The sequence below is a fragment of the Sphaerospermopsis sp. LEGE 00249 genome, from assembly GCF_014299995.1.
GTDB lineage: Bacteria > Cyanobacteriota > Cyanobacteriia > Cyanobacteriales > Nostocaceae > Sphaerospermopsis > Sphaerospermopsis kisseleviana.
Genome location: NZ_JACJUZ010000078.1, coordinates 1 through 23,757, shown reverse-complemented (window position 1 = coordinate 23,757; position 23,757 = coordinate 1). Strand labels below are relative to the sequence as shown.

The following is a 23,757-nucleotide window of genomic DNA, read 5'->3' as shown; positions in this document are numbered from 1 at the left end:
TTGTTTCTTGAGAAAAGAATTTCCTGAGTTACTGAAACTTCCTACTTTGTGGACTCCTAGTTATTTTGTTAGCACTGCTGGTAATATTTGTACGGAAACAGTTAAACACTATATCGCCCAACAAAGAAAATAGTTAAAATCACTGAGGCGTAAACGCCTTAACTGGCTTTCATGCCTTGCCTAAAGGACGGTTAAGTTTCTCCGCCACGCTCCAAAACTTAACCTCAAGGGTTTTCAGCCTTTTTCCTTATAATTGACCCCCTGCTAATTCTCCCGACTGCGCCATTTCCTCTAAGCGTGTCGCTGCATCTTTTACTATTTGGTCGTTTTGGGCAGGTTCGCCAAATTTAATCCGTAAAATTCCCGCTTGTAATTCAATGTTGTAAGTAGTCATGGTTTGCATCTCCAACCAATGACTACATCATACATGACTGTGGAAGTAGCCTATTCTAATGAATTTTATGTAGGGGTTGCTGAGAAAGTCTTTCCGTGAGGGCATAGGAGTCAGGAGTCAGGAGTCAGGAGTCAGGAGGAGATTTGAAAATTTCTTTGCCATCTCTTGAAATCCCAAAAAATGCACACTTTTTCCGGTATACCCTTCCAAACCCTTGCACTAATTTCTGTGTTTATCAGCCTCTAACCTTTGATATATCAAGGTTTTAGGTTTATTCAGCAAACCCTAATTATATTATAATGATTATATTATGATTTATGCAGGCAATATGACTGCACCACAGGAGTTTTAAGAATATGTGTAGTGAAGATAAAACCATTAAACTATGGAATAATTGGAAGATCGGGACTGGGTAGTAATTGATAATTACCAATTACCAATTACCAATTACCAATCACCAAATTAAAACAATCAGGCGCTACCTGTAAAGGCAACTTCGGGAAACTTCAATTGTGCTTCTGCCATTGGGCGGTTTCTGCCTTCTTCTTGCCAGTAGTTGATCACTTCTGTGGCTTTGTTTAGCAACTCAACGCGATCAACATCAGTAATCCAGTGTTTGGATTCTAACTCTTTTTTCAGTTCTTCCCACGCATCATTACGAGGCCAGAAGAAGTATTTAGTTAAGGGGCTTGTGCCTTTACCAACAACCTGATCAACTGCTAAAGCTACGTTCTCATCTAACCAGAGAATTTTTAAGATAAATTTTGTGGTCAATCGTACCTCCGGGACAAATCCGGCTATAACTTACTAATGTTTGCGACCACTTATTATAACTCAATATCTGTCCCATTGACCAATGAGTTCAAAATGAGTTTAAAAGTCAGTTTGATCTCCCGACTCCTGCCTCCTGTAATCACAAAATTTGTAAAACTACCATAGTCATATCATCAGTATTTTGCCGTTCAGAACCGATAAAATTCTGAACCTTATCAAACAAATAATCAACAATTTCCTGGGGTCCATTGCAATAACGACAAGCAGCATTAAACGAAGTCACAAAATTATCTTCATCAAAGCGATCGCCACCAGCCGCAGCCGCATCCGTTAAACCATCTGTATAATAAATAACTGTATCCCCTGGTTCTAATTGTGCTTCCCCATTCTCATATTGACTATTTGCATCCAAACCAATCAACATCCCCATAGTATCCAATCTCGTCACTGTCTTAGTAGCAGCGTGCCACCACAAAGGCGGATTATGTGCTGCATTACTATAAGATAACAATCTTGTACGGGGATTATATTCTGAATAAAACAAAGTGACAAACCGGTGGGAATTTTCCAAATCGGCATACATAACACGATTCAAATTTTGCAAAATTCCCGCCGCAGAATTACCATGTAATACTTCACCTCTGAGCATTCCTCGCAACATGGTCATAATTAAACCAGCAGGAACACCTTTACCCATCACATCCCCAATTACCAAAGCCCAACGGGCATCTTCTTTACTGCTATTAAGATTAGATTTAAACTGATTATGATTTGTGGGAATAAAATCATAATAATCTCCACCCACACGATTAGCCGGTTTACAACGTGCAGCCAAAACAGCACCAGGAACATTAGGACATTGACGCGGTAAAAGTCGGCGTTGAATCTCAGCACCAATTTCTAATTCTTGATCTAATCGTTCTTTTTTCCTCAATTCTACTGCTAGTTCATCGTTGTCAATAGCTACCGCTGTTTGATCTGCAACTAACCTTACTAACTTTTGTCTAGTTTCTGTCCAACTATATTCTGGATCACGGCTTAAAACATAAAGCCATCCCCTTTCTGTATGTTTAACTATAATTGCTGTACCAAAAATCTGCACATCTGGTCCTAAATATTGATGCATCTGAGCATCTAAAATTCCTGTGGTTGTCAGTGGTGCAGAATTAGGTAACAGTGTAATTTGACTTGTAGCATTTTCTAGGGCTTTGCGGATAATTTTCCGTTGTTGACTATTCTGCCAATGTAGCTGCTCTAACCTAATTTGACCATTTGGTTTATAGAGAAATAGGGCGCTACCTTCAGCATCGGTAACTCTGGTGGCCATGAGAGGAATCAGTTCTAAAAACTGATTCAAATTATTGAAACTTCTGAGAGCAAATCCTAAAGAACTCAGCAAATCTTGAATTTTGTTCTGTTCCCGATGCAGTCTAGCCACAAGTTCTTTTAGTGCCACAACTGGAGTGACATCTGTGGTGGCACTACTATTAATTTCGGTGGAGTGAGAAGGAACTTGAGACACAGGTAAATATACTATTGCATTTAATATTAACAGATGGCAGATTTATGATTTATGAGCAATTTTTTATTTAGTGTTGCTCAATCATATTCGACAAGATTAGTCATTTTAGCAAGAGGAGAAAAATTGAGGATGTAATTTTGAACAGTATTGCATTTGCTGGTTTTATTGTTTGCCATTGATCAGGAGTTTCCGGTCATTGTATTTTTAGTTAAACCCTGTCTAGTATAAAGCAGTAATTTTGATAATGCTACAGACGGCTTATAATTTTTTCATGCCTTAATTAGTAATTCATATATCTGGGGAAATAAAACTTTCTTTTAATCAGAGTCGTTGCTTACACCTACAGAGTAAGTCTGGAGATTTTTCGATGAATGGATTTGAGACTGGCTTGTTAAACCGGGTGTTCCTACTGGAGTGAGACAAAAAATATTTCTCATCCTACCTGTAAACTCTAAAATACAAGTAATAAATTGTAAACATTTAACTGGTATATCATAAATTTCCTGAATATTTACTCAGATATAAATTTTCTATATTCAGTTTATTAGCTGATTAGCTATGAAATTTTGAATGGCTAAATATGTAATTTAGCTCAAGACAAAATATCTAGCATCTATAGGAAATAGAACCTAGACTCAGGATACTCTGGAATCTTTCAACCAAAACCTATATCGAGTGTTTTAGTTAAACCATGATAATTTACATCTGTAAATGGTTAAGAGAGAGTATTTGTATGTAATTTTGCCAGTAGAACCTGATAACCAAGTCAGAGTCATTAGCTACTTTGTTTACACTCATCCACTTGTGTATGAATACCTTTTACAGTCATCAATGAACCTTGTGCTGTATTAGATGGATCATTGGGCAGTGATAAAAATAGCTTTAGTGTGAAATTCTACCAGAAGTTGGCCATTTTTTGTCAAAAAAAAAGAATTATTTTAATTTATAGGAGGCAGAAGGCAGGAGGCAGGAGGCAGGAGGCAGAAGGCAGGAGGCAGAAGAATTTTAGATTTTAGATTTGATTCATGAAATACAATCCAAAATCCAAAATCCAAAATCCAAAATCCAAAATCCAAAATTGTATCACCAATCACCAATCACCCATTTAAAAGTGCTTCGACAAATTCATAACTAGAGAATGGACGTAAATCTTCAATTCCTTCTCCAGCACCAATAAAGCGAATAGGTAAGCCTAACTGTTGTACAACTGCTAAAGCTACTCCTCCTTTAGCTGTACCATCTAGCTTGGTTAAGACAACGCCGCTGAGTTGGGCAGCTTGGGAAAATACCTCAGCTTGTCGCAGTCCGTTTTGTCCCAAGGTAGAATCTAAAACTAAGAGAGATTCCACATGGGCATTTGGGGCTTTTTTGTCAATAATTCGACGAATTTTACTTAATTCGTCCATTAAGTTTTTCTTGTTTTGCAGTCTGCCAGCGGTATCTACTAATAATAATTCCGTGCCTCGTGATTGGGCGGCGGCGATCGCATCAAATACCACGGCGGCTGGATCTGTATTCTTCCCAGGATTAGCTATCACTTCTACTCCGCTTCTTGTTCCCCAAACTTTCACTTGTTCTACAGCAGCAGCCCGGAAAGTGTCAGCAGCACCAATTAAGCAGTTATAGCCAGATTTTTGGGCTAAATGGGCGATTTTACCGATTGTTGTAGTTTTACCAGCACCGTTAACTCCTGTAATTAACCAAATGGTTAAGTTATCTTTTTCTGGGGCAAAGCTGGATCTGGGTGCTGCTGCAATTGGTGCATCTAGCATATCCCGGAGGATTTGTTTCAGGTAGGCGATCGCCTGTTCTGGTGGGGTGACTTCATCCCGCAATTTTTGCTGTAAAGCATCAATAATAAAATCTGTGGCTTCTACACCCACATCAGCTTGTAAAAGTAATGCCTCAATTTCAGTTACAGCAGCTTGATTTAATGGTCCTTGTCCAACAATGGCTTTGAGTTGGTTAAGGATATTGCGCCGAGTTTTATCTAAACCTTGGCGTAATTTTTTCAACCAGGTAATTTCTTCTATAGAAATATCTTCGGCCTTTCTACCTTGTGCTGCTAAAACTTCTGCTGACCATACAAACCCATCATCAAATTCTATAACGGGAATTTCTGCTGCTGTTTCTGGTGTGGTTGAAGTTGATGTTGAAGTTGGTGTTGAAGTTGGTGTTATTTCCGGTTGTGCAACTTCAACCGCACTGGCTATCAATCTTTCCTGTTTGGCTTGCCTTTCTGCTGCTGCCCGTTCTAAAAACGATAAAGTTGCTGGTTGTTGATCACTAACTGGAGTTTCTGGGCTAGTAACTTCTAATTCCTTAGTATCAGATGTTGCTTCTACTGGTGTTGATACAGTTACTTCTTCTGCGGGCGCTGCTGCGGTTTCTTCAGTAACAGCAGTTGTTTCTATTGGAGTTGGTGTAACTGTTTCCTCTACAGATGTTTCTGCTTTTTCTTCAGTAACATCTTCAGTAACAGCAGTTGTTTCTGCTGGGGTTGGTGTAACTGCTTCTTCTACAACAACTGTTTCTGCTTTTTCTTCAATAACAGATGCCTCTGCTGGTGCAGTTTCTTGGGGCTGAGATTGTTGTTTTTGCTGAATATTTTTATAAGCAGCTTTAGCATAAGCCAATAGGTCCGCAGTATCAGGTGTAGTTTCTGCGGCTGGTTCTGGCTGTGCTTCTTGTGTAGGCTGAGTTTCCCCCTGTGGTTGTGTTTGAGGGGGTTGAGAAGAATCGTTACGGCGGAACCAATTAAAAACCATTGCAGCAATATTATTAGTTATTAGATATCAATTATCAGTTATTAGTTAGCTAGTCAGGAGTCAGGAGTCAGGAGTCAGGAGTTCAAGGAGTCAGGAGTCAGGAGTCAGGAGTCAGGAGTCAGGAGTCAGGAGTCAGGAGTCAGGAGTCAGGAGTCAGGAGTCAGGAGTTATGTATTTTGGATTTTGGATTTTGAATTTTGGATTTTGGATTGTTTTTGTCAACTCCAATCTAAAATCTAAAATCTAAAATCTAAAATTTTCTTCCCCAGTCCCCAGTCCCCAATCCCTAATCACCTCATCTGCGTTGACATTCTTAGCTGTCTACCCGATTCTGGTTTGTAACTTTGCAAAGCTTTCATGTACTGAGCGCGTTCAAAGGCGCTAGGATCAGGGCAGTTAAGTTGACTCATGCTACCTTGCATCTGTTTAACAGATTCATATTCATGAGTTTCCATCCATTCCCGCAAATCCTTTTCCAAGGAACGAATATGATCAATACCATGCCGTAATAATACGGAACACAGCATAGTTGCATTAGCCCCGACCATCAACATTTTGATCACATCATGGGCGTTATGAATACCGCTAGTTGCAGCCAGACTACCCTGAATATGACCATAAAGAATAGCTATCCAGCGCAGAGGTAAACGCATAGCTTGGGGTGTACTTAAAAGTACATGAGGTTCAACATCCAAAGTTTCTAAATTAATATCTGGTTGATAGAACCGATTAAATAATACTAAACCATCAGCCCCAGCTTCATCTAAACGTTTAGCCATATTGGCAGTATTAGTAAAATAAGGACTGAGTTTTACAGCTACAGGAATTGTGACTGCACTTTTCACAGATGTGAGAATATCAATATAATTCTGTTCAATTTCTGCGCTGGTTAAATCTGGATCAGTGGGAACATAATAAATATTTAATTCTAATGCTGATGCTCCTGCTTCTTCCATCAGTTTACCATATTCAGTCCAACCACCCAAAGAAGAACCATTTAAACTAGCAATAATAGGAATGTCTACTTTTTCTTTGGCTTTTCTAATATGGTCTAAATATTCCTCTGGACCAACGCGAAAATCTGTAGGTTCAGGAAAATAAGTTAAAGCTTCAGGAAAACTTTCTGTACCATAAGTTAAATGATGATGCAATTCAAATTTTTCTAATGTTAATTGTTCTTCAAAAAGCGAGTGCATCACCACAGCACCAGCGCCAGCATCTTCCATGAATTTGATGTTATCAACTTCTTGGGAAAGTGGAGAAGCTGAAGGTACAAGAGGAGATTTTAATTCTAAACCGAGATATGTTGTAGTTAAGTTCATAATTTTGGTGATTGGTGATTGGTGATTGGTGATTGGTGATTGGGTGGTTAACTTCCCCCATCACCCCATCACCCCATCTTTATCTAACGGTTAGAGGTGGTTACACCTTTGTGGTTACTAGTTGATTCTGGTTGTGGGTTAGGATTTTCACCAGGCTTACTTTCTGGTTCTTGATGTTGATTTTCCTGTAATTTTCTGGCGGCTAAATATTGATACATTTGCCAACGAGTATTAACATCTTCTTGGGCTTCTTGCAATAATTCTTTTGCCCTTCCTGGGTCAATTTTGGTTAACATCTTGAACCGATTTTCCATGTACATGGAATTTTCAACTGGTATTCTAGGAGTACGAGAATCAAGTTGTAATGGGTTTTGTCCTTGTTCTGCACGATCTGGATTATAACGATATAATAACCAGCGTCCAGAGTCTACAGCAGCCTTTTGATTTTGCATTCCTGTAGCCATATTAATACCATGAGCTACACAATGACTGTAGGCAATAATTATTGATGGTCCATCATAAGCTTCTGCTTCTAAGAAAGCTTTTAATGTGTGTTCATCTCTTGCACCCATCGCCACACTAGCAACGTAAACATTACCATAGGTCATGGCTATTAAACCCAAGTCTTTTTTAGCTGCGGGTTTACCACCTGCGGCGAATTTTGCGACTGCACCTTTAGGGGTAGATTTGGACATTTGACCGCCGGTGTTAGAATAAACTTCTGTGTCTAATACCAGAATATTCACATTGCGACCACTAGCAATTACATGATCTAATCCACCGTAACCAATATCATACGCCCAACCATCACCACCAATAATCCAAACACTCTTTTTAACCAAATAATCAGCTAAGGATTTTAGATTTGGGATTTGGGATTTTAGATTGGTTTCGGTTGCAGATTCCAAAAGTTGATCTAATCTTTGTTTGAGAATAGAAACCCGTTCTCGTTGTTCATAAATATCCGCTTCGTCTTTTTGTTCAGCGTTGAGGATATCTGTGACTAAAGATTCACCTATTTGGGGTGCAAGTTGTTGGAGTAAATAAGCTGCTATTTCCGCTTGTTTATCAATAGAAACGCGGAAACCTAAACCAAATTCGGCGTTATCTTCAAATAAACTATTAGACCAAGCTGGACCTCTACCTTCTGCATTTGTTGTCCAAGGTGTGGTAGGTAAGTTACCACCATAGATGGATGAACAACCGGTAGCGTTAGCCACGATCATGCGATCGCCAAATAATTGTGTGACTAACTTAATATACGGTGTTTCTCCACATCCTCCACAAGCACCAGAGAACTCAAATAACGGTTCTTGCATTTGTTGTTGATTAATTCTATTCAACTTCAAATTGCGACGGTCTGGATTGGGTAAATTTAAGAAGAAATCCCAGTTTTCCCGTTCTGGTTCTCTTAATGGTCTTTGTTCTGCCATATTAATGGCTTTTTTCTTAGGTTCGGCTTTATTTTTCGCTGGACATACATCTACACATAAAGCACAACCTGTACAATCTTCTGCTGCTACTTGAATGGTAAATTTTAAATCATGCCAATCATGTTCTTTTGCATTTGCACTCTTGAAGGTTGTAGGGGCATTTTCTAATTGTTCAGGTTCATAAACTTTACTGCGGATAACGCTGTGTGGACATACCATTACACATTTACCACATTGAATACAAACGTTGGGGTCCCAAACAGGAATTTCTTGGGCAATATTGCGTTTTTCCCATTTTGATGTTCCTGTGGGATATGAACCATCACAAGGTAATGCACTCACTGGTAAATCATCACCTTCACGGGCAATTATTTTCCCTAAAACATCACGCACAAATACAGGTGCATAATCGGGTATTGGTGATTGGGGACTGGTGATTGGTGATTGGGTAGTTTTTTCTTTGGTGGTGATTTCATACAAGTTATCCAAGGTTTTATCAACTGCTTGGATGTTCATTTGGACGATTTCTTCACCTTTTTTACCGTAGGTTTTACGGATGGATTTTTTAATTTGTGATATGGCTTCTTCTCTGGGTAAAACACCGGAAACAGCAAAGAAACAAGTTTGCATTACTGTGTTAATATGTCCACCCATTCCCGCTTCCCGTGCGACTTTGTAGGCGTTAATCACATACAATTTGAGATTTTTGTTAATGATCTCTGCTTGCATGGAAGCAGGTAATTTATCCCAAACTTCATCTTTGTCATAAGGTGAATTAATCAGGAATGTACCACCAGGACCGATATCTTTCAACATGGGGAATTTTTCTATAAACTCCCATTGATGACAAGCGACGAAATTAGCTTTAGTGATTAAATATGTAGAGCGAATTTGTTGAGGTCCAAACCGCAAATGGGAAACTGTAACAGAACCAGATTTTTTAGAGTCATAAACAAAGTAACCTTGGGCATAATTATCAGTTTCTTCACCAATAATTTTGATGGAATTTTTGTTTGCCCCGACTGTACCATCTGCACCTAAACCATAGAATATTGCCCTCACTATGCTATCAGGTTCAATGTTAAATTCGGGGTCATATTCTAGGCTAGTATGGGTAACATCATCGTTAATCCCAACTGTAAAATGATTTTTTGGTGTTTCCACAGTCAAATTATCAAATACAGCTTTTACCATTGCGGGTGTAAATTCTTTAGAAGATAACCCATAACGCCCACCAAGAATCAATTTTAGATTTTGGATTTTGGATTTTGGATTTGCTTCTTGAATTGCAGTCACAACATCTGTATAAAGAGGTTCACCTGTTGCACCTGGTTCTTTTGTCCGATCTAAAACTGCAATACTTTGGGTGGTTTTTGGTAAAGCATCAATAAATCTTTGGGTGTCAAAAGGGCGATATAATCTAACTTTGATTACACCAACTTTTTCCCCTTGTTTGTTAAGATAATCTACAGTTTCATGGACTGTTTCACAACCAGAACCCATGAGGATAATTATTCTTTCAGCTTGGGGATCTCCATGATATTCAAATAGTTTATATTCTCGCCCTGTAATTTCGGCGAATTGATCCATTACCTTTTGAGTGATATCTGGGCAAGCTAAATAAAATGGGTTCACTGTTTCCCGTGCTTGAAAGTAAACATCGGGATTTTGGGCTGTTCCTCTTAATACTGGATTATCAGGAGTTAATGCCCGTGAACGATGGGCTATAACTAATTCTATGGGGATGATTTTTTGTAAATCTTCTGTTGTTAATGTTTCTACTTTATCTACTTCGTGGGAGGTGCGAAAACCATCAAAAAAGTGTAAGAAAGGAATGCGAGATTCTAAACTTGCACGGGTGGAAATAACGGCAAAATCTTGAGCTTCTTGCACAGATGCAGCGCATAACATGGCAAAACCAGAACTTCTAGTAGCCATGACATCACTATGATCACCGAAAATTGATAATGCTTGGGCTGCGAGCGATCGCGCGGCAATATGAAATACTGTAGGTGTCAGTTCACCAGCAATTTTGTACATATTCGGGATCATTAACATTAATCCCTGAGATGCGGTAAATGTGGTAGTCAGTGAACCGGTTTGTAATGCACCATGTACCGCACCAGCAACCCCCCCTTCACTTTGCAACTGTACCACTGTGGGAACAGTTCCCCAAATATTCGGTTTATGTTCACTCATCCAAGCGTCAGACCATTCTGCCATCGGTGAAGATGGTGTAATGGGATAAATGGCAATAACTTCATTGAGTGGATAGGCTACTCTGGCAACTGCTTCATTACCGTCTATGGTGGCAAATGTTCTGGTTTTCATATTAATTAACCTTTGAGAATTTCTCAACTCTGGGTAATTCGTAAAAGGGAATAAGTTGTGGGAATGAATTGTACCCAGTAAGCAGTACCCAGTACCCAGTACCCAGTCCCCATTACCTAGTTTCCAGTATCCTGGTGTCTACCTTGAAACTAAACTGAAAATTTGAGGAACTTGTGAGGAAAACTCATATTTGAGGGTTTAACAAAACTATATATAGCAGGAGTCAGGAGTAAAACTAGCTTGGTGTATAGATTTCAATTTAGATTCTGTACCTCATTGATCTGCAATCTGCTGTAAATGCTGTCTAATTGTTGAAATATACTCGGTTAAAGCCCCCATTAATTTTAATTTTTAATTTTTATAAGAAAATCGAGTGAGCCAAAACCACTAAGATAAAGTAAGCTGTTGTGCATTTAATTTGCATAAGTTTAACAGGCAAGATGCCTGTTCCACAAGAGCTAAGAATATTAGGATTATAAAATCCTTGAGGACGCAGAGTGTCAACTACCCTCACAACTTCCTCAAATTCTAGCTGTAAGTTAAGAGTAGATTAATGACTAGATGTAAATATTCAGCTATCAGTAATCAGTAATCAGCCAATAGCAGCAATAACAAAGATTCAGAAATTTTAATTTCAGGAATGTTATCTGCATCTGTTTATTTTTAATCTTTGTATTTAAATATTTTAGGTACAGAAGTAAACCGATGTAAACCGATGGCTGAATGATTATGACTAGATAGCAGTTAATATTTGTACAATAAGGGTCTAGGAAATTCCTACATTAAATTTTCATACCTAGTTGGAGACGGGGTTGGCATCAAAAATATTATTATTTCCACCAAAAACTATGATTGACAATGTGCTGCCAATTAATATTGTCAGAAAGATTAATCAGGATTTAGCAATAAGTGGACAAATTACACCAGATCAACTACAACAACTGGCTGATGATGGTTATAAGTCTGTGCTAAATCTATGTTTTTCAGATGAACCAAGCTTCTGGCAACATGAACAGGAAAAAAGTCAACTTTTAGGATTATCCTATATTAATCTGCCTACCAAAATTGCAAATCTCACACATCCAGCAGCAAACCATATTTTTCAAGTTATTAGGGAACTCCCTAAACCACTGTTGATACATTGTGATAATTCCAAACGTTCAGCAGCTATAGTATTATTATATATTTCTACTAAACAGGGAATTGCCTTTGAGCAGGTGTGGCAAAAAACTATTAATTTAGACCTGCTATAGTTAGTTAGCCTAACATAAAATTATTATTAACAAAAATTTTTGGCTCTACCATACTTAGTATGCTAAACTGATAGGGGATAGGGAACAGGGCACAGGGAACAGGGCACAGGGAACAGGGCACAGGGAACAGGGCACAGGGAACAGGGATAGAATTAAGTCAAAAATCAAAAGTCAAAATTAATAATTTCTGCTTCCTGCCTCCTGCCTCCTGCCTCCTGCCTCCTGCCTCAAGAGGGCAACCACAGGGGGTTTGCCCCTACTTAGTTATTGTTGAAAGTTTGAGATGGAGTTCCCCGATGATCATTATTGACAGATTGCAATTTCTGTTTAGTTGTAGATGTTGATGTTGTGACAACTTGGCTATTTTCTTTCATGATTCTGCTATAAGTTCGCTGGGGTATATAATGCAGTGGATTATAGCCAATAAAACGCAAAATCAACACACAAGCCCAGGAATATCTCCCATCCGCAATCGCTTCAATAATCTGATTTAATTCGTCAGGAGTAATAACATTCTCAAAGGTAGCTGGAGAAGAAGAAACTCGGTAATTCATGACTGGCCCTGATAAAATTTGTAGTTTTTGGTTTACATTAGCTGCGGTCTCAAGTGGTCTGTTGCCTATGCTTAAATAATTAAGGTTATCAAAAGTTATTTATGTTAATACCTCAGTCAATTGTGTGATTAGAAAAAATAGGAAACACAAACAATCTCTGATATGCAGAATACTCTTTTTTTTCGGTCATTTTAGCCAAGTTGGCAATTTTTATATAAAGAAATTATAATGGATGGCATTTTTTGTATCTTGTTTAAATGCCTATTTAAATAGTGTCACACAAAGGGTTTACAAAAGTGCAATTAGCAGCTATTGAATCAAATAACGTTTTTTGCTAGTGAGCTAAAAGGTGACTATGGTCTGATTTAAGGTTATTATTCTCCTGGGTTTTGGATAACTAATACTCAGAAATCTAACTAAATATATTGTTCTCTATCTCAGGAATTACTTTATGGTTTCACTCTTGAGTTAGACGCGATAATTTTGACAATTTATTTATAATCGCAGAGAAAACGCACCTTACCCAACCCATCTTTTAAAACGATGGTTTTTAAGGTGAGAAAAATGACGTTGTGGGTGTTATATTTGGGTAATTCCCTATGTATGAATTATTTCAGGCTATTTTAAACAGTGAAGAAAAAACTGAGATTCGTCAGTTTCTCTGTACTTTAGATACTAAGGATCAACGTTACTTTTTAAGAAATGAAATTTTGCAAGCTTTTGCAGATTATTGTCATCAATCTCAAAAACCGGCTTATTTTTACCATTCTTCTTCTTTAGGAACACTTATTAACTACACCCATGAAATAATTTTGGAAAGGGAAAATACTTGGTTTGTAGTTAGACCGAGAATTGCTAGTCAAGAAGTATGGAAACTAACCTCAGATTTTACTCAGTTTGATTTAATAACTCCTAAAGAATTTTTAGATGTGAGCGATCGCTTAGTCAATCGTTACCAATCTCACATTCTAGAAATTGATCTGCACCCATTTTACCAAGCATCTCCAAGAACTAGCGATCCCCGAAATATTGGTCAAGGTTTGACTTTCCTTAACCATTATCTCTGCAATCAATTTGTTACTGATCCCCAATATTGGTTAGATAAATTGTTTCAAGCATTACAGGCAATACAATACAATGGTATGCGGTTGTTAATTGGCGATCGCATTCGTTCTGGTATTCAGTTTGCCAAACAAATTAAACCAGCCATCACTTTTTTAAGGGAACTTCCCTCTCACCAACCCTACCCAGAATTTCGCTTTCAACTGCAACAACTGGGTTTTGAAGCTGGTTGGGGTAACAATGTAGGGCGATTCAAAGAAACCCTAGAACTCTTACAAAGACTCATCGACACCCCCCAACCTTCCCTCCTAGAAGCCTTTGTGTCGCGTATACCCGCAGTTTTTCGCGTAGTTCTTATTTCTATACATGGTTGGGTAGCGCAAGAAAACGTTTTAGGAAGAGAAGAAACATTAGGTCAAGTTATTTACGTCCTTGAACAAGCACGCAGCTTAGAAAACAAACTACAAGAAGAAATTAAACTTGCTGGTCTGGACTGCTTAGGTATCAAACCTCATGTAATTATTCTGACTCGCCTGATTCCCAACTGTCAAGGAACATTTTGTGACCTGCGATTAGAAAAAGTTAACAACACAGAAAACGCTTGGATTTTGCGAATTCCCTTTACAGATTCCCATCCAGAAATTACCAATAACTGGATTTCCAAATTTGAAATTTGGTCTTATTTAGAAAAATTTGCTCAAGATGCAGAAAAAGAACTATTAGAGCAATTTCAAGGTAAACCAAATTTGATTATTGGTAACTACAGCGATGGTAATTTAGTTGCTTCTATTCTCTCCCGGAGTTTAAAAGTCACTCAATGTAATATAGCCCATTCCCTAGAAAAACCGAAAAACCTATTCAGTAACTTATATTGGCAAGAATTAGAAGATAAATATCACTTTTCTGCCCAATTTACAGCAGACTTAATTAGCATGAATGCAGCAGATTTTATCATTGCTTCAACCTATCAAGAAATTGTCGGTACGCCAGACACAATGGGGCAATATGAATCTTACAAATGTTTTACAATGCCCGAATTATATCATGTAATTGATGGCATTGATTTATTCAATCCAAAATTTAATATGGTTGCTCCGGGAGTCAGTGAAACATTCTTTTTTCCCTATAACCAAACAGAAAAAAGAAATCTTCAAGAAAGCCAACACATTCAAAACCTATTATTTCACCAAGAAGATGATCACATTTTCGGTAAATTAGACGATAGTAACAAAAGACCAATTTTTGCAGTTGCACCGATTACCTCAATTAAAAACCTGACTGGGTTAGTGGAATGTTTTGGTAAAAGTAACGAATTACAATCACGATGTAACCTAATTTTATTAACCAGCAAATTATATCCCGACGAAGCCACAAACTTAGAAGAAGCAGAGGAAATCCAAAAACTACACAATATTATTAACCAGTATACTCTACCAAGTAAAATCCGTTGGTTAGGAATGCGCTTACCTAGCAATAAAATCGGTGAAGCTTATCGCATAATTGCCGATAAACAAGGAATTTATGTTCATTTTGCCCTTTATGAAGCCTTTGGCCGCAGCATTTTAGAAGCAATGATTTCTGGTTTACCAACATTCGCCACTAAATTTGGTGGAGCATTAGAAATTATCGAAGATTGGCAAAATGGATTTCATCTCAATCCCACAGATTTAGCAGGTACAGCGAAAACAATTATCAACTTTTTAGATAAATGTGAATCCCACCCAGAATATTGGCAAGAAACTTCACAATGGATGATTCAAAGAATTCGCAATAAATACAACTGGAAATTACACAATGAACAATTATTAGTCTTAGCTAAAATGTTTAGTTTTTGGAACTTGATTGCCCCAGAAGACAACGAAGCCAGAGATAGATATATGGAAACATTATTTTATCTCATTTATAAACCAAGAGCAGAAAAAATTATCCCCCACACACAACCACAAAAACAATACCTTCCCATTTAAAAACCTGAAATCTAAAATTCTTAAAAAAATTAACGTAGCCACACCAACAACTCTCTGAAACTCTCTTACCTTTGTGTACTTTGCGTCCTTTGCGGTTCAATCATATCAAGCCGAAGATACAAGCCGAAGATAATTGTCAATCGTTAGATAAAAAAACTACACAACGGGGATCCTCCCTATATCTCTCTTTTTTCTCCCTCCGCGCCTCTGCGCCTCTGGGTGAAAAAATCCATTAATTTAGTAATATTTAATAATAAAAATGGAAAAACAACAAGATTTGATCTACACAGACTGGATATTAATAGAAAACCAGTTTAATCCTGAAAAATTACAGGCTAGAGAAACCATTTTCACCATTGGTAACGGTTATTTAGGCACAAGAGGCAGCTTTGAAGAAAGCTATCCCCGTGCATTGCCCGCTACATTCATTCACGGTGTTTATGACGATGTTCCTGTAGTTTATAGCGAACTAGCCAACTGTCCAGACTGGCTACTATTGATAGTGATGATTGATGGCGAACGCTTTCGTCTTGATCAAGGTACAATATTGCAGTACAACCGTGAACTCGATTTGCGTCAAGGCGTTATTAGCCGTTCTCTACGTTGGCGCAGTCCCACAGGAAAAACCATAGATATCAGCTTTGAACGCTTTGCCAGTTTAGCGGATCATCATGTATTAGGGCAACGTTGCCAGTTAACCACAGTAGATTTTCATGGATTAATTGAAATACAATCCAGTATCAATGGCTACCCAGAAAATAAAGGTTTCAATCACTGGGAAGGACTAGATCAAGGGAAATTTGACCAAGGTTTTTGGTTACACAGTCGCACCCGTTACTCCCGTATTGATATCGGGATGGCTGCAAAAATGACTATTTCAGGCATTGAAGCGGCTATGCAAATCAATACCGCACCAGGTTATCCTAGTATCAGCGCCACTTTTTTCTCTGAACTACAGCAAACCGTAACCTTAGAAAAATTAGTTACTGTTTTTACCTCGCGTGATGTTGATCAACCAGTGTTAGCCGCACAGGAAAAACTCGCCCAGTTACCAGATTATATAACTCTTCGTGATGCGAATGAACAAGCTTGGGATGAGGTTTGGCAACAAAGCGACATTCTCATTGAAGGAGATAGTAAGGCCGCTTTTGCTGTGCGTTATAATTTATTTCAATTGCTGATTGCTGCTCCCCGTGATGATGACAGAGTGAGTATTCCCGCAAAAACCTTGTCTGGGTTTGGTTATCACGGCCATATTTTTTGGGATACGGAAATTTTTATTCTGCCATTTTTTACTTTTACTCAACCAGCACTAGCTCGCAATTTACTTACTTATCGCTATCATACTTTAGATGGGGCGCGGCGGAAAGCGATTCATTATGGATACCAAGGGGCAATGTACGCTTGGGAAAGTGCGGTGACTGGGGATGAAGTAACACCACGCTGGGCGCTACCGAGTGATTATTATGCTGAGGATGTGCGTATTTGGTGCCGCGATCGCGAAATTCATATTAGCTCAGTTATTCCCTATGCTGTATGGTACTATTGGCGAGTGACTGGGGACGATGAATGGCTCAGAGATTATGGTGCAGAGATAATTCTAGATACCGCAATTTTCTGGTCAAGTCGCGTTGAATTTAATTCTCACACTCAACGTTATGAAATACGTAGTGTTATAGGTGCAGATGAATACCATGAATTAGTACATAACAATAGTTTTACTAATCGGATAGTCCAATGGCATTTAGAAAAAGCTGGTATAGTTGATAACTTATTAAAGCGTAATTTTCCGGAATACGCTGAGGAACTAGAGCAGAAATTGCACCTGACTGACGAAATCAGAAACCATTGGCAAGAAATCATTAACAAAATCTGGATTCCCTACGACCCAGAAACGGGATTAGTTGAGCAATGTGAGGGATTTTTCCAATTAGATGATATTAACTTAGCAGACTACGAACCGCGTCACAAGTCAATGCAAGCCATTTTAGGTATTGAAGGTGCAAATAAACACCAAGTTCTGAAACAACCTGATGTTTTAATGCTACTTTATCTCATGCGGGAATCTGCGGAATTTCCTTACAGTATAAAAAATTTAGAAGTAAATTGGAATTATTACGCACCCCGCACGGATATTACTTATGGTTCTTCCCTGGGTCCAGCTATTCACGCGATATTAGCCGCAGATTTAGGGAAAACCCAGAAATCTTATGAACGCTTTATGCAAGCGGCGATGGTGGATTTGGAAGATATCCGGGGGAATGCGAATGAAGGTATTCACGGTGCTAGTGCAGGAGGCGTTTGGCAAGCGGTAGTTTTTGGTTTTGGAGGTATTCAATTTACAAATAATCAGCCCGTAGCTCATCCCCATTTACCTTCTGGTTGGACACGCTTAAAGTTTAAATTATACTGGCGTGGCAAATGGCATGATTTTGATTTACACCGGGAAAAAGGGAATGGGAAAACATCTGCTACTAATATTCAAGGTGTGATTTTTGATTTAGATGGTGTGTTAACGGATACGGCTGAATATCACTATCAAGCTTGGCAGAGGTTAGCGGATGAGGAAGGTATACTTTTTAGCCGTCAAGCTAATGAGGCGTTACGGGGAATTTCTCGCCGTGCTTCCCTGATGTTAATTATTGGTAATAGGCGATATTCTGATACACAGATCCAGGAGATGATGGAACGTAAAAACGATTACTATGTGGAATTGATTGAAAATATCACTCCTGATAATTTGTTACCGGGTGCGGTTTCTTTGTTGGATGATTTGCGTCAAGCTGGGTTAAAAATAGCTCTGGGTTCAGCGAGTAAAAACGCTCATGTAGTGGTTGAAAAGCTGGGAATTAGTGATAAACTGGATGCGATCGCTGATGGTTATAGTGTACATAAACCCAAACCTGCACCAGATTTATTTTTATTTGCAGCCCAGCAGTTAGGACTGCCTCCCCAGCAATGTGTAGTATTTGAAGATGCAGCCGCAGGTATAGATGCAGCTTTAGCCGCAGGTATGTGGGCGGTGGGTATGGGACCACCGGAAAGGGTGGGAAATGCTCACATTGTTTTACCTAGTTTAGCAGGTATGACTTGGGAAAAATTGCAAGAGAAATTTAGGGATATTGCTTTACAGCCGATACAAAAAAACTAACTAATGCTAATGCTAACAAAAGTCGGCTTTTTCTTCCTGTTTCACCAGTTCGACTACGCACTCCTGCGTGTTGCGCTAGTAGTAGTCGTTGTTGCTTGTTAATTTTGAGTTGGGTTTTGAATCCTAGTAGCATACAGTGATTTTACTGTAATTCTGTCATCAAGAGCAGATGAGTGGAAATTTTGGGTAAATGTGAGTATTTGTTAGTATTAGTTAAGAAATTAGTTAAGAAAACAGTAACTAGCTACTAACCCACATTCCCCACCCTAAACTAAATTTTTGACTTTTGACTTCCTTTCTCCACCATCTAAAGCCCGATAAAGTATCAATGCCAAATTTCGATACTTTCCCTCAGTGGTTTTGGTTCGCTGGATTTCTTTATAAAAAACAAGACCCCATAAAGCTTTAAAACTTTATAGAGTCTCGTTTTTAATTTAGTGGCGGGAAGTGGATTTGAACCACTGACCTTCGGGTTATGAGCCCGACGAGCTACCAGGCTGCTCTATCCCGCGTCGCTTTCGTCTCTTGACTTTTTTAATATAACTCATAGTCAAGAGTTTGTCAACTACAAAAGCGATAATTCTCCAATTACCTCTAAACGCTTGTATTTCCCCAAGTTCATGAATTTCTCGGACAGGCTTTGGGCAACACTGGGACTAATCCAACCCATTTGTTGAAGTACATGAATAGCCACAGCATATTTTGCCCGTTTTGCTCCATCCATAACTTTGATAGCTAGTCCCATCCCTTCACCAAGTCGGCCAATGCACTGTACTCCTTCCGCACCTGATTTACTGACCAGTTCACCGGGAGTTAAGCGCATCAATTCTGTGTCAAATTCACCTTCTCCAGCCACCATAGTCGGATGGTGATTCATGGCGCGGACAATGCGTTCCATATCTAAGTTATTGCTGGAGGCGAGTACAGCATATAAAGATGCCATGTGACCGAGTTGCATCAGATATGTGGGAACGCCGCAGTCGTCATGAACACCGATAAATTCGGCTGCTGGCATTCTCAATAATTCTGCTACCTTGGAGAGAATTAACTGCTGGACTGGGTGTTTACGATCCAAATAGTTATTTAAAGGCCAATGGCATTGCTGACAAACTGCTAACATTCCAGCGTGTTTACCAGAGCAGTTGTATTCTAGGGTGCTGCGTTTACCTTCTGGAACTGGACATTGCAAGGCGCTGGGGTCAAGGTCAGCCCGCCAGAGGATGTTAAATACTTGTCGTACCTGTTCCATGCTGCCTTTGTGGGAACTGGTAATGATGGCTAAGTCACGATCGCTCAAATCATACCGTTCCAGTGTGCCTGTACTGGTGACAGCTAATGCCTGAAATGGTTTGAGGGCTGAACGGACAAAGGCAGCGGTTTCGGCGTTGCCAGCAACAGATAGAACTCGTCCCCGGTCGTCGCTGACTACAGCCTGGACTATATGCCTAGATTCGATAATACCTTCCCGCAGTAACCGGACTTCCAGTGCTGTGGCTTGTGTTCGTTTTCCCATTGTCAAAACAAATGCCAAACTATAGTACCAATAAGATACATTAAAGCCAAGGCGGCAAAGGTAATTTGCAAGCGTTGGAGAATAGGTTTAATTTCGTAGGAGACAATGAGGCGATCGCGGACAATGACCTCCTGGGGTTTTGTCCAGGTTTGGCCGTCATACCAGCCTGATTCTTCATAGAAGACTGTGGAACTATAAAGGCGATCGCGCACATAGAACCAACCCAAATACAACCGCACCAATATCAGCACTACTCCCACACTAGCAGCGGCAGATCCACAGAGAATAAAATGAACTATATGCTTTTGTGGAGGAAAGCTGGCAGCGGCTACTGGACCTGCAACCAGCCATGACCAACTCCAAATCAAAAAAATCTTGGTGAGATAATTACGCCAGCTTAAGGTAGTATCCCGAAATAGCCAGGAATTTTTTAATTCTTCGTACTCATTGAGTGGTTGTTGTTCTGTGGGAACTGGGCAGTTAGAAACCGATGATCTCATCATCTTGGTTTATCCTCAACCTGATCAGAGTTTGGCAGTGAAATGCGTTCGGCATGAATCCAGAATGCTTCTAAATTATAAAACTCTCGTTCCTTGGGCATCATAATGTGAACAATCACATCTCCATAGTCTTGCAGCACCCAACTCCCCTCAGCTTTTCCTTCTGTCCTTAACGGACGACGTTGCAAGTCCGTTTCTACTTTCTCTTCTATTGCTGCGGCGATCGCTCTGACTTGTACCCTAGAGTAGCCTGTCATCATCACAAAGTAATCAGACAGGTAGGAGACATCTGCTACTTTCAGCAATAAAATCTCACCTGCTTTGCGTTCTGATCCAGCTTCAGCTATGGTTATAGCTAATTTTTCGCTCAGATTATCAGTTTCCGCCATTGAGGTGTTCACTGTTGTTTTGGTCAGTGGAACAGATTCTAATGGTAAATTTCTTGGGAAATAATCAGTCATTCAACCTCAGTTGCTTGTTTCCTTTTTTGATTACAAATTGTCCGATGTGCTTACAAACAACTTGCAATTGTGTGAATAGGTTTTTTTGAATACTAACAAAAAAATCGGTGTTTAGGGGTATAACCAAGGCGAGAAAAAAGGAAACCTTCTTGAGATTAACTACTATTTATGCAGTTGGCTGATTACTGATTGCTAATTAGGGCTGGCTGAATAAATGTGAAAATATTACAGGTAAAGGGTCTTAGCCTGCTGGAAGTTAAAAAAGTGCAAGACTTTACGAGGTGGGAACTCAAAAACCTGGCATTTAATTTGTACACAAAGGTAGGACTTACGGAAGATGTGACTGAAAACCTTATTCTTGCGTAGGGGTAATTCATGAATTACCCCTACTTTCGTTCCCTTTTGCGTAAGTCCTGAAAGGAAAAATCGCTCCCATCAAACTCTTGAAACTGTTCCCTGTTGCCTGTTAACAAAACCCTTGCACTAATTTCTGTGTTTATCAGCCTCTAACCTTTGATATATCAAGGTTTTAGGTTTATTCAGCAAACCCTATTTAAAAACACCAAAAAAAACACCAAAAAATTTACCCAGAGCCGATATAATGAGCTTGGGTAAATTTTAAAATGTAATTTTTACGAATTGTTGAAACTGCTGACTTTTAAACAGCACCACTGTTTTTGTTAAATAAAATAGCTATAGTTTTAAGAATCAGCCTTAAATCATACACTAAACTCCAATTTTGTTGATACTGCAAATCAAGACGAATAACATCCTCAAAACTGCGTACTGTAGAGCGTCCATTGACTTGCCATTCACCAGTCATCCCCGGTTTGACATCTAAGCGTTGCCACTCTGGTACTTCATATCGTTCTACTTCATCGGGAGTAGGTGGCCTAGTACCAACTAAACTCATTTCGCCTTTGAGGACGTTCCAAAATTGGGGTAGTTCATCCAGGCTGGTGCGCCGTAAAAAGCGTCCTACCTGGGTAATTCTCGGATCGTGATCATTTTTAAAGAAAGCACCTTGGACTTGGTTTTGAACTTGAGATTTCTTAGCTTCTGCATCAACACACATGGAACGAAATTTCCAAATAGCAAAACGCTTACCCATCCACCCACAGCGGGTTTGTTTAAAGAAAATTGGACCGGGATCGTCGATTTGAATAGCGATCGCAATAGGAATGAATAAAAATGCTGTAATTATTAAACCCACCAATGATCCAACTATGTCAATCAATCTTTTCATCCAAGAGGCCACAGAAGGATGTGTTTGAGGTAGGGGATCTGCTTTGCGAGAGTTAGTGATCCGATTATTTTCTTCAATATGATTAGGTTCTATGGGACTAACGCTGTGAGGAGACTCAATAGCAAATACGTGATCTAATCCTGTGAGGTTGAGAACTGCCATTACTTGAGGGGTAACATTACGAAGTGTGAATCCGATCCCTTGTTCTTGGGCATATTTAAAATTACTCACCAAAGCCCCCAAACCACTACTATCCATAAAGATCGTATTTTGGAAGTCAATGATCAGGTATTGGGGATGGGTATCAGCTTGGATGAGGCTTTGGCAGGTTTGTTTAAAGCATACAGCCTCAACGACGCTCAAACGCATCGACACCTGTACTATTGCTGTATCGTTCAGGTAAGTAACTGGGAAATTTGCCTCTGTGGGTTGGCTACTCATGAAGCTATGCAATTTGGTTGCCATTGGGGTCTAATCTGCCAAACATGATTTTTTCCTGGAAAACTACTTAACCTAATTTTGAAAAAAATAAGATTAAGGATAGGTGAGTAGTTTTTCGCGCAGAGATTTGGAGATTGCCGAACACGGTTCACAATGGAAAAACAAGCTAGAAACCTACTGGTTTCATACCCAATCGGTGTCAGCGACTGTGCTAAACCATAGGCGAACGCATTCCTCTCTATCATCTCATGATTGCTAAAACTACAGTTAAACCTACAGCACGCCTGATTGAAGTTTTCTCTGCTATTCAAGGAGAAGGTCTCAACGTCGGGACACGTCAGATTTTTATTCGCTTTGCAATATGTGACTTGCGTTGTCACTTTTGCGATAGTTCCCATACATGGAATGCTCCCTCTGTATGTCAAATAGAGGGTTCACCAGGATTGCGAGATTTTGAAATCCACTCTAATCCTATTCCTCTATCCACGTTGATCAAATGGGTGGAAAGGCAAAATTTACCTTTTCTACACGATAGCATCAGCTTAACTGGAGGTGAACCGCTTCTTCATGCTCCATTTTTGGCGCAATTTTTGCCGGAAGTGCGATCGCTGACCAATTTGCCTATATATCTGGAAACTGGGGGACATCGCCCTGAGCAACTGGACATGATTCTCCCGTACCTTGACTCTGTAGGCATGGATTTAAAATTGCCTAGTGTGAGTGGCGAAAGTCATTGGACAGAACATGAAAAATTTCTCCAAATATGCTTTGATGCAAATTTAGAAATTTTTGTCAAGATAATTGTCTCTCAAAGGACTGATCCTGGCGAATTGGAACGAGCAGCTTTATTAGTTAATGGTATATGTCAGGATATTCCTATATTTCTGCAACCTGTGACACCTTTAGCAGAATCTCAAAAATTCAGTCAGGTAGCTGTAGAAGCCCCTACACCAAACCAAGTTTTAGAATGGCAAGCTTTGATGAAGCGATTTGTGAAACAAGTGCGGGTGATCCCCCAAACACATAAAATGTTGAGGCAGTTGTAGGGGACTGGGGACTGGGGAC

At 39.3% G+C, this 23,757-nt stretch carries 17 protein-coding genes and 1 tRNA gene; 5 read left to right on the top strand and 13 right to left on the bottom strand.

What is annotated here, in order from left to right; translation table 11 throughout:
• On the top strand, positions 1 to 133 hold a 133-nt coding region (locus H5968_RS20970; RefSeq protein ID WP_187041502.1), incomplete at its 5' end, for a transposase.
• A 114-nt stretch (positions 134 to 247) separates the two neighbouring features.
• On the opposite strand, the gene H5968_RS20965 is transcribed toward H5968_RS20970, so the two are convergent.
• From H5968_RS20965 to nifJ, 6 genes are all read right to left on the bottom strand, one after another.
• Entirely contained in the window at positions 248 to 394 is a 147-nt protein-coding gene (locus H5968_RS20965; protein WP_255427215.1) for a hypothetical protein, read from the bottom strand.
• Between the two features lie 471 nt (positions 395 to 865).
• Entirely contained in the window at positions 866 to 1,168 is a 303-nt protein-coding gene (locus tag H5968_RS20960; RefSeq protein ID WP_096569556.1) for a 30S ribosomal protein PSRP-3, read from the bottom strand.
• 139 nt (positions 1,169 to 1,307) lie between these two features.
• A complete protein-coding gene (locus tag H5968_RS20955) occupies positions 1,308 to 2,690 on the bottom strand; it encodes a PP2C family protein-serine/threonine phosphatase (protein ID WP_187041501.1) in 1,383 nt (460 codons plus the stop codon).
• 1,097 nt (positions 2,691 to 3,787) lie between these two features.
• Positions 3,788 to 5,458: a signal recognition particle-docking protein FtsY gene (ftsY, locus tag H5968_RS20950; RefSeq protein WP_187041500.1), complete on the bottom strand. Its 1,671-nt coding sequence runs from the start codon at positions 5,456 to 5,458 to the stop codon at positions 3,788 to 3,790.
• A 290-nt stretch (positions 5,459 to 5,748) separates the two neighbouring features.
• Positions 5,749 to 6,780: a dihydroorotate dehydrogenase-like protein gene (locus tag H5968_RS20945; protein ID WP_187041499.1), complete on the bottom strand. Its 1,032-nt coding sequence runs from the start codon at positions 6,778 to 6,780 to the stop codon at positions 5,749 to 5,751.
• Positions 6,781 to 6,863: 83 nt separating this feature from the next.
• Entirely contained in the window at positions 6,864 to 10,544 is a 3,681-nt protein-coding gene (gene nifJ, locus H5968_RS20940) for a pyruvate:ferredoxin (flavodoxin) oxidoreductase (protein WP_187041498.1), read from the bottom strand.
• 848 nt (positions 10,545 to 11,392) lie between these two features.
• On the opposite strand from nifJ, the gene H5968_RS20935 reads away from it, so the two are divergent.
• Complete coding sequence (locus H5968_RS20935; protein WP_199291268.1) at positions 11,393 to 11,797, top strand: beta-lactamase hydrolase domain-containing protein; 405 nt, start codon at positions 11,393 to 11,395, stop codon at positions 11,795 to 11,797.
• 260 nt (positions 11,798 to 12,057) lie between these two features.
• Here H5968_RS20935 and H5968_RS20930 read toward each other — a convergent pair whose 3' ends face one another.
• Positions 12,058 to 12,351, bottom strand: a complete 294-nt coding sequence (locus H5968_RS20930; protein ID WP_187041497.1) for a HetP family heterocyst commitment protein — start codon at positions 12,349 to 12,351, stop codon at positions 12,058 to 12,060.
• Positions 12,352 to 12,950: 599 nt separating this feature from the next.
• Here H5968_RS20930 and H5968_RS20925 point away from each other — a divergent pair.
• Together H5968_RS20925 and pgmB are read left to right on the top strand one after the other, a co-directional pair.
• Positions 12,951 to 15,380, top strand: a complete 2,430-nt coding sequence (locus H5968_RS20925; protein ID WP_187041496.1) for a sucrose synthase — start codon at positions 12,951 to 12,953, stop codon at positions 15,378 to 15,380.
• A 259-nt stretch (positions 15,381 to 15,639) separates the two neighbouring features.
• Complete coding sequence (pgmB, locus tag H5968_RS20920; protein WP_187041495.1) at positions 15,640 to 18,531, top strand: beta-phosphoglucomutase; 2,892 nt, start codon at positions 15,640 to 15,642, stop codon at positions 18,529 to 18,531.
• On the opposite strand, the gene H5968_RS25250 is transcribed toward pgmB, so the two are convergent.
• From H5968_RS25250 to H5968_RS20890, 6 genes are all read right to left on the bottom strand, one after another.
• Positions 18,494 to 18,664, bottom strand: coding sequence for a helix-turn-helix domain-containing protein (locus H5968_RS25250; RefSeq protein ID WP_222620756.1), 171 nt, complete (start codon positions 18,662 to 18,664; stop codon positions 18,494 to 18,496). The genes pgmB and H5968_RS25250 overlap by 38 nt on opposite strands.
• A gap of 305 nt (positions 18,665 to 18,969) precedes the next feature.
• A tRNA-Met gene (locus H5968_RS20910) sits at positions 18,970 to 19,043 on the bottom strand.
• Between the two features lie 53 nt (positions 19,044 to 19,096).
• Positions 19,097 to 20,050: an asparaginase gene (locus tag H5968_RS20905; protein ID WP_187041503.1), complete on the bottom strand. Its 954-nt coding sequence runs from the start codon at positions 20,048 to 20,050 to the stop codon at positions 19,097 to 19,099.
• Entirely contained in the window at positions 20,047 to 20,547 is a 501-nt protein-coding gene (locus H5968_RS20900) for a CGLD27 family protein (RefSeq protein ID WP_187041494.1), read from the bottom strand. The genes H5968_RS20905 and H5968_RS20900 overlap by 4 nt, the downstream gene beginning before the upstream one ends.
• A complete protein-coding gene (rsfS, locus tag H5968_RS20895) occupies positions 20,544 to 21,005 on the bottom strand; it encodes a ribosome silencing factor (RefSeq protein WP_187041493.1) in 462 nt (153 codons plus the stop codon). Before rsfS ends, H5968_RS20900 begins: the two co-directional genes overlap by 4 nt.
• A gap of 658 nt (positions 21,006 to 21,663) precedes the next feature.
• Positions 21,664 to 22,716, bottom strand: a complete 1,053-nt coding sequence (locus H5968_RS20890) for a sugar transferase (protein ID WP_187041492.1) — start codon at positions 22,714 to 22,716, stop codon at positions 21,664 to 21,666.
• Between the two features lie 224 nt (positions 22,717 to 22,940).
• On the opposite strand from H5968_RS20890, the gene H5968_RS20885 reads away from it, so the two are divergent.
• On the top strand, positions 22,941 to 23,738 hold the full coding sequence (locus tag H5968_RS20885; protein ID WP_187041491.1) for a 7-carboxy-7-deazaguanine synthase QueE: 798 nt from the start codon (positions 22,941 to 22,943) through the stop codon (positions 23,736 to 23,738).
• The last annotated feature ends 19 nt before the right edge of the window (positions 23,739 to 23,757 follow it).

Coding starts and splice junctions, on each gene's coding strand:
- H5968_RS20930 (WP_187041497.1), bottom strand. CDS start 12,351: ATGAATTACCGAGTTTCTTCTTCTCCAGCTACCTTTGAGAATGTTATT.
- H5968_RS20965 (WP_255427215.1), bottom strand. CDS start 394: ATGACTACTTACAACATTGAATTACAAGCGGGAATTTTACGGATTAAA.
- H5968_RS20945 (WP_187041499.1), bottom strand. CDS start 6,780: ATGAACTTAACTACAACATATCTCGGTTTAGAATTAAAATCTCCTCTT.
- pgmB (WP_187041495.1), top strand. CDS start 15,640: ATGGAAAAACAACAAGATTTGATCTACACAGACTGGATATTAATAGAA.
- ftsY (WP_187041500.1), bottom strand. CDS start 5,458: ATGGTTTTTAATTGGTTCCGCCGTAACGATTCTTCTCAACCCCCTCAA.
- rsfS (WP_187041493.1), bottom strand. CDS start 21,005: ATGACTGATTATTTCCCAAGAAATTTACCATTAGAATCTGTTCCACTG.
- H5968_RS20900 (WP_187041494.1), bottom strand. CDS start 20,547: ATGATGAGATCATCGGTTTCTAACTGCCCAGTTCCCACAGAACAACAA.
- nifJ (WP_187041498.1), bottom strand. CDS start 10,544: ATGAAAACCAGAACATTTGCCACCATAGACGGTAATGAAGCAGTTGCC.
- H5968_RS20925 (WP_187041496.1), top strand. CDS start 12,951: ATGTATGAATTATTTCAGGCTATTTTAAACAGTGAAGAAAAAACTGAG.
- H5968_RS20890 (WP_187041492.1), bottom strand. CDS start 22,716: ATGGCAACCAAATTGCATAGCTTCATGAGTAGCCAACCCACAGAGGCA.
- H5968_RS20935 (WP_199291268.1), top strand. CDS start 11,393: ATGATTGACAATGTGCTGCCAATTAATATTGTCAGAAAGATTAATCAG.
- H5968_RS25250 (WP_222620756.1), bottom strand. CDS start 18,664: ATGCTACTAGGATTCAAAACCCAACTCAAAATTAACAAGCAACAACGA.
- H5968_RS20885 (WP_187041491.1), top strand. CDS start 22,941: ATGATTGCTAAAACTACAGTTAAACCTACAGCACGCCTGATTGAAGTT.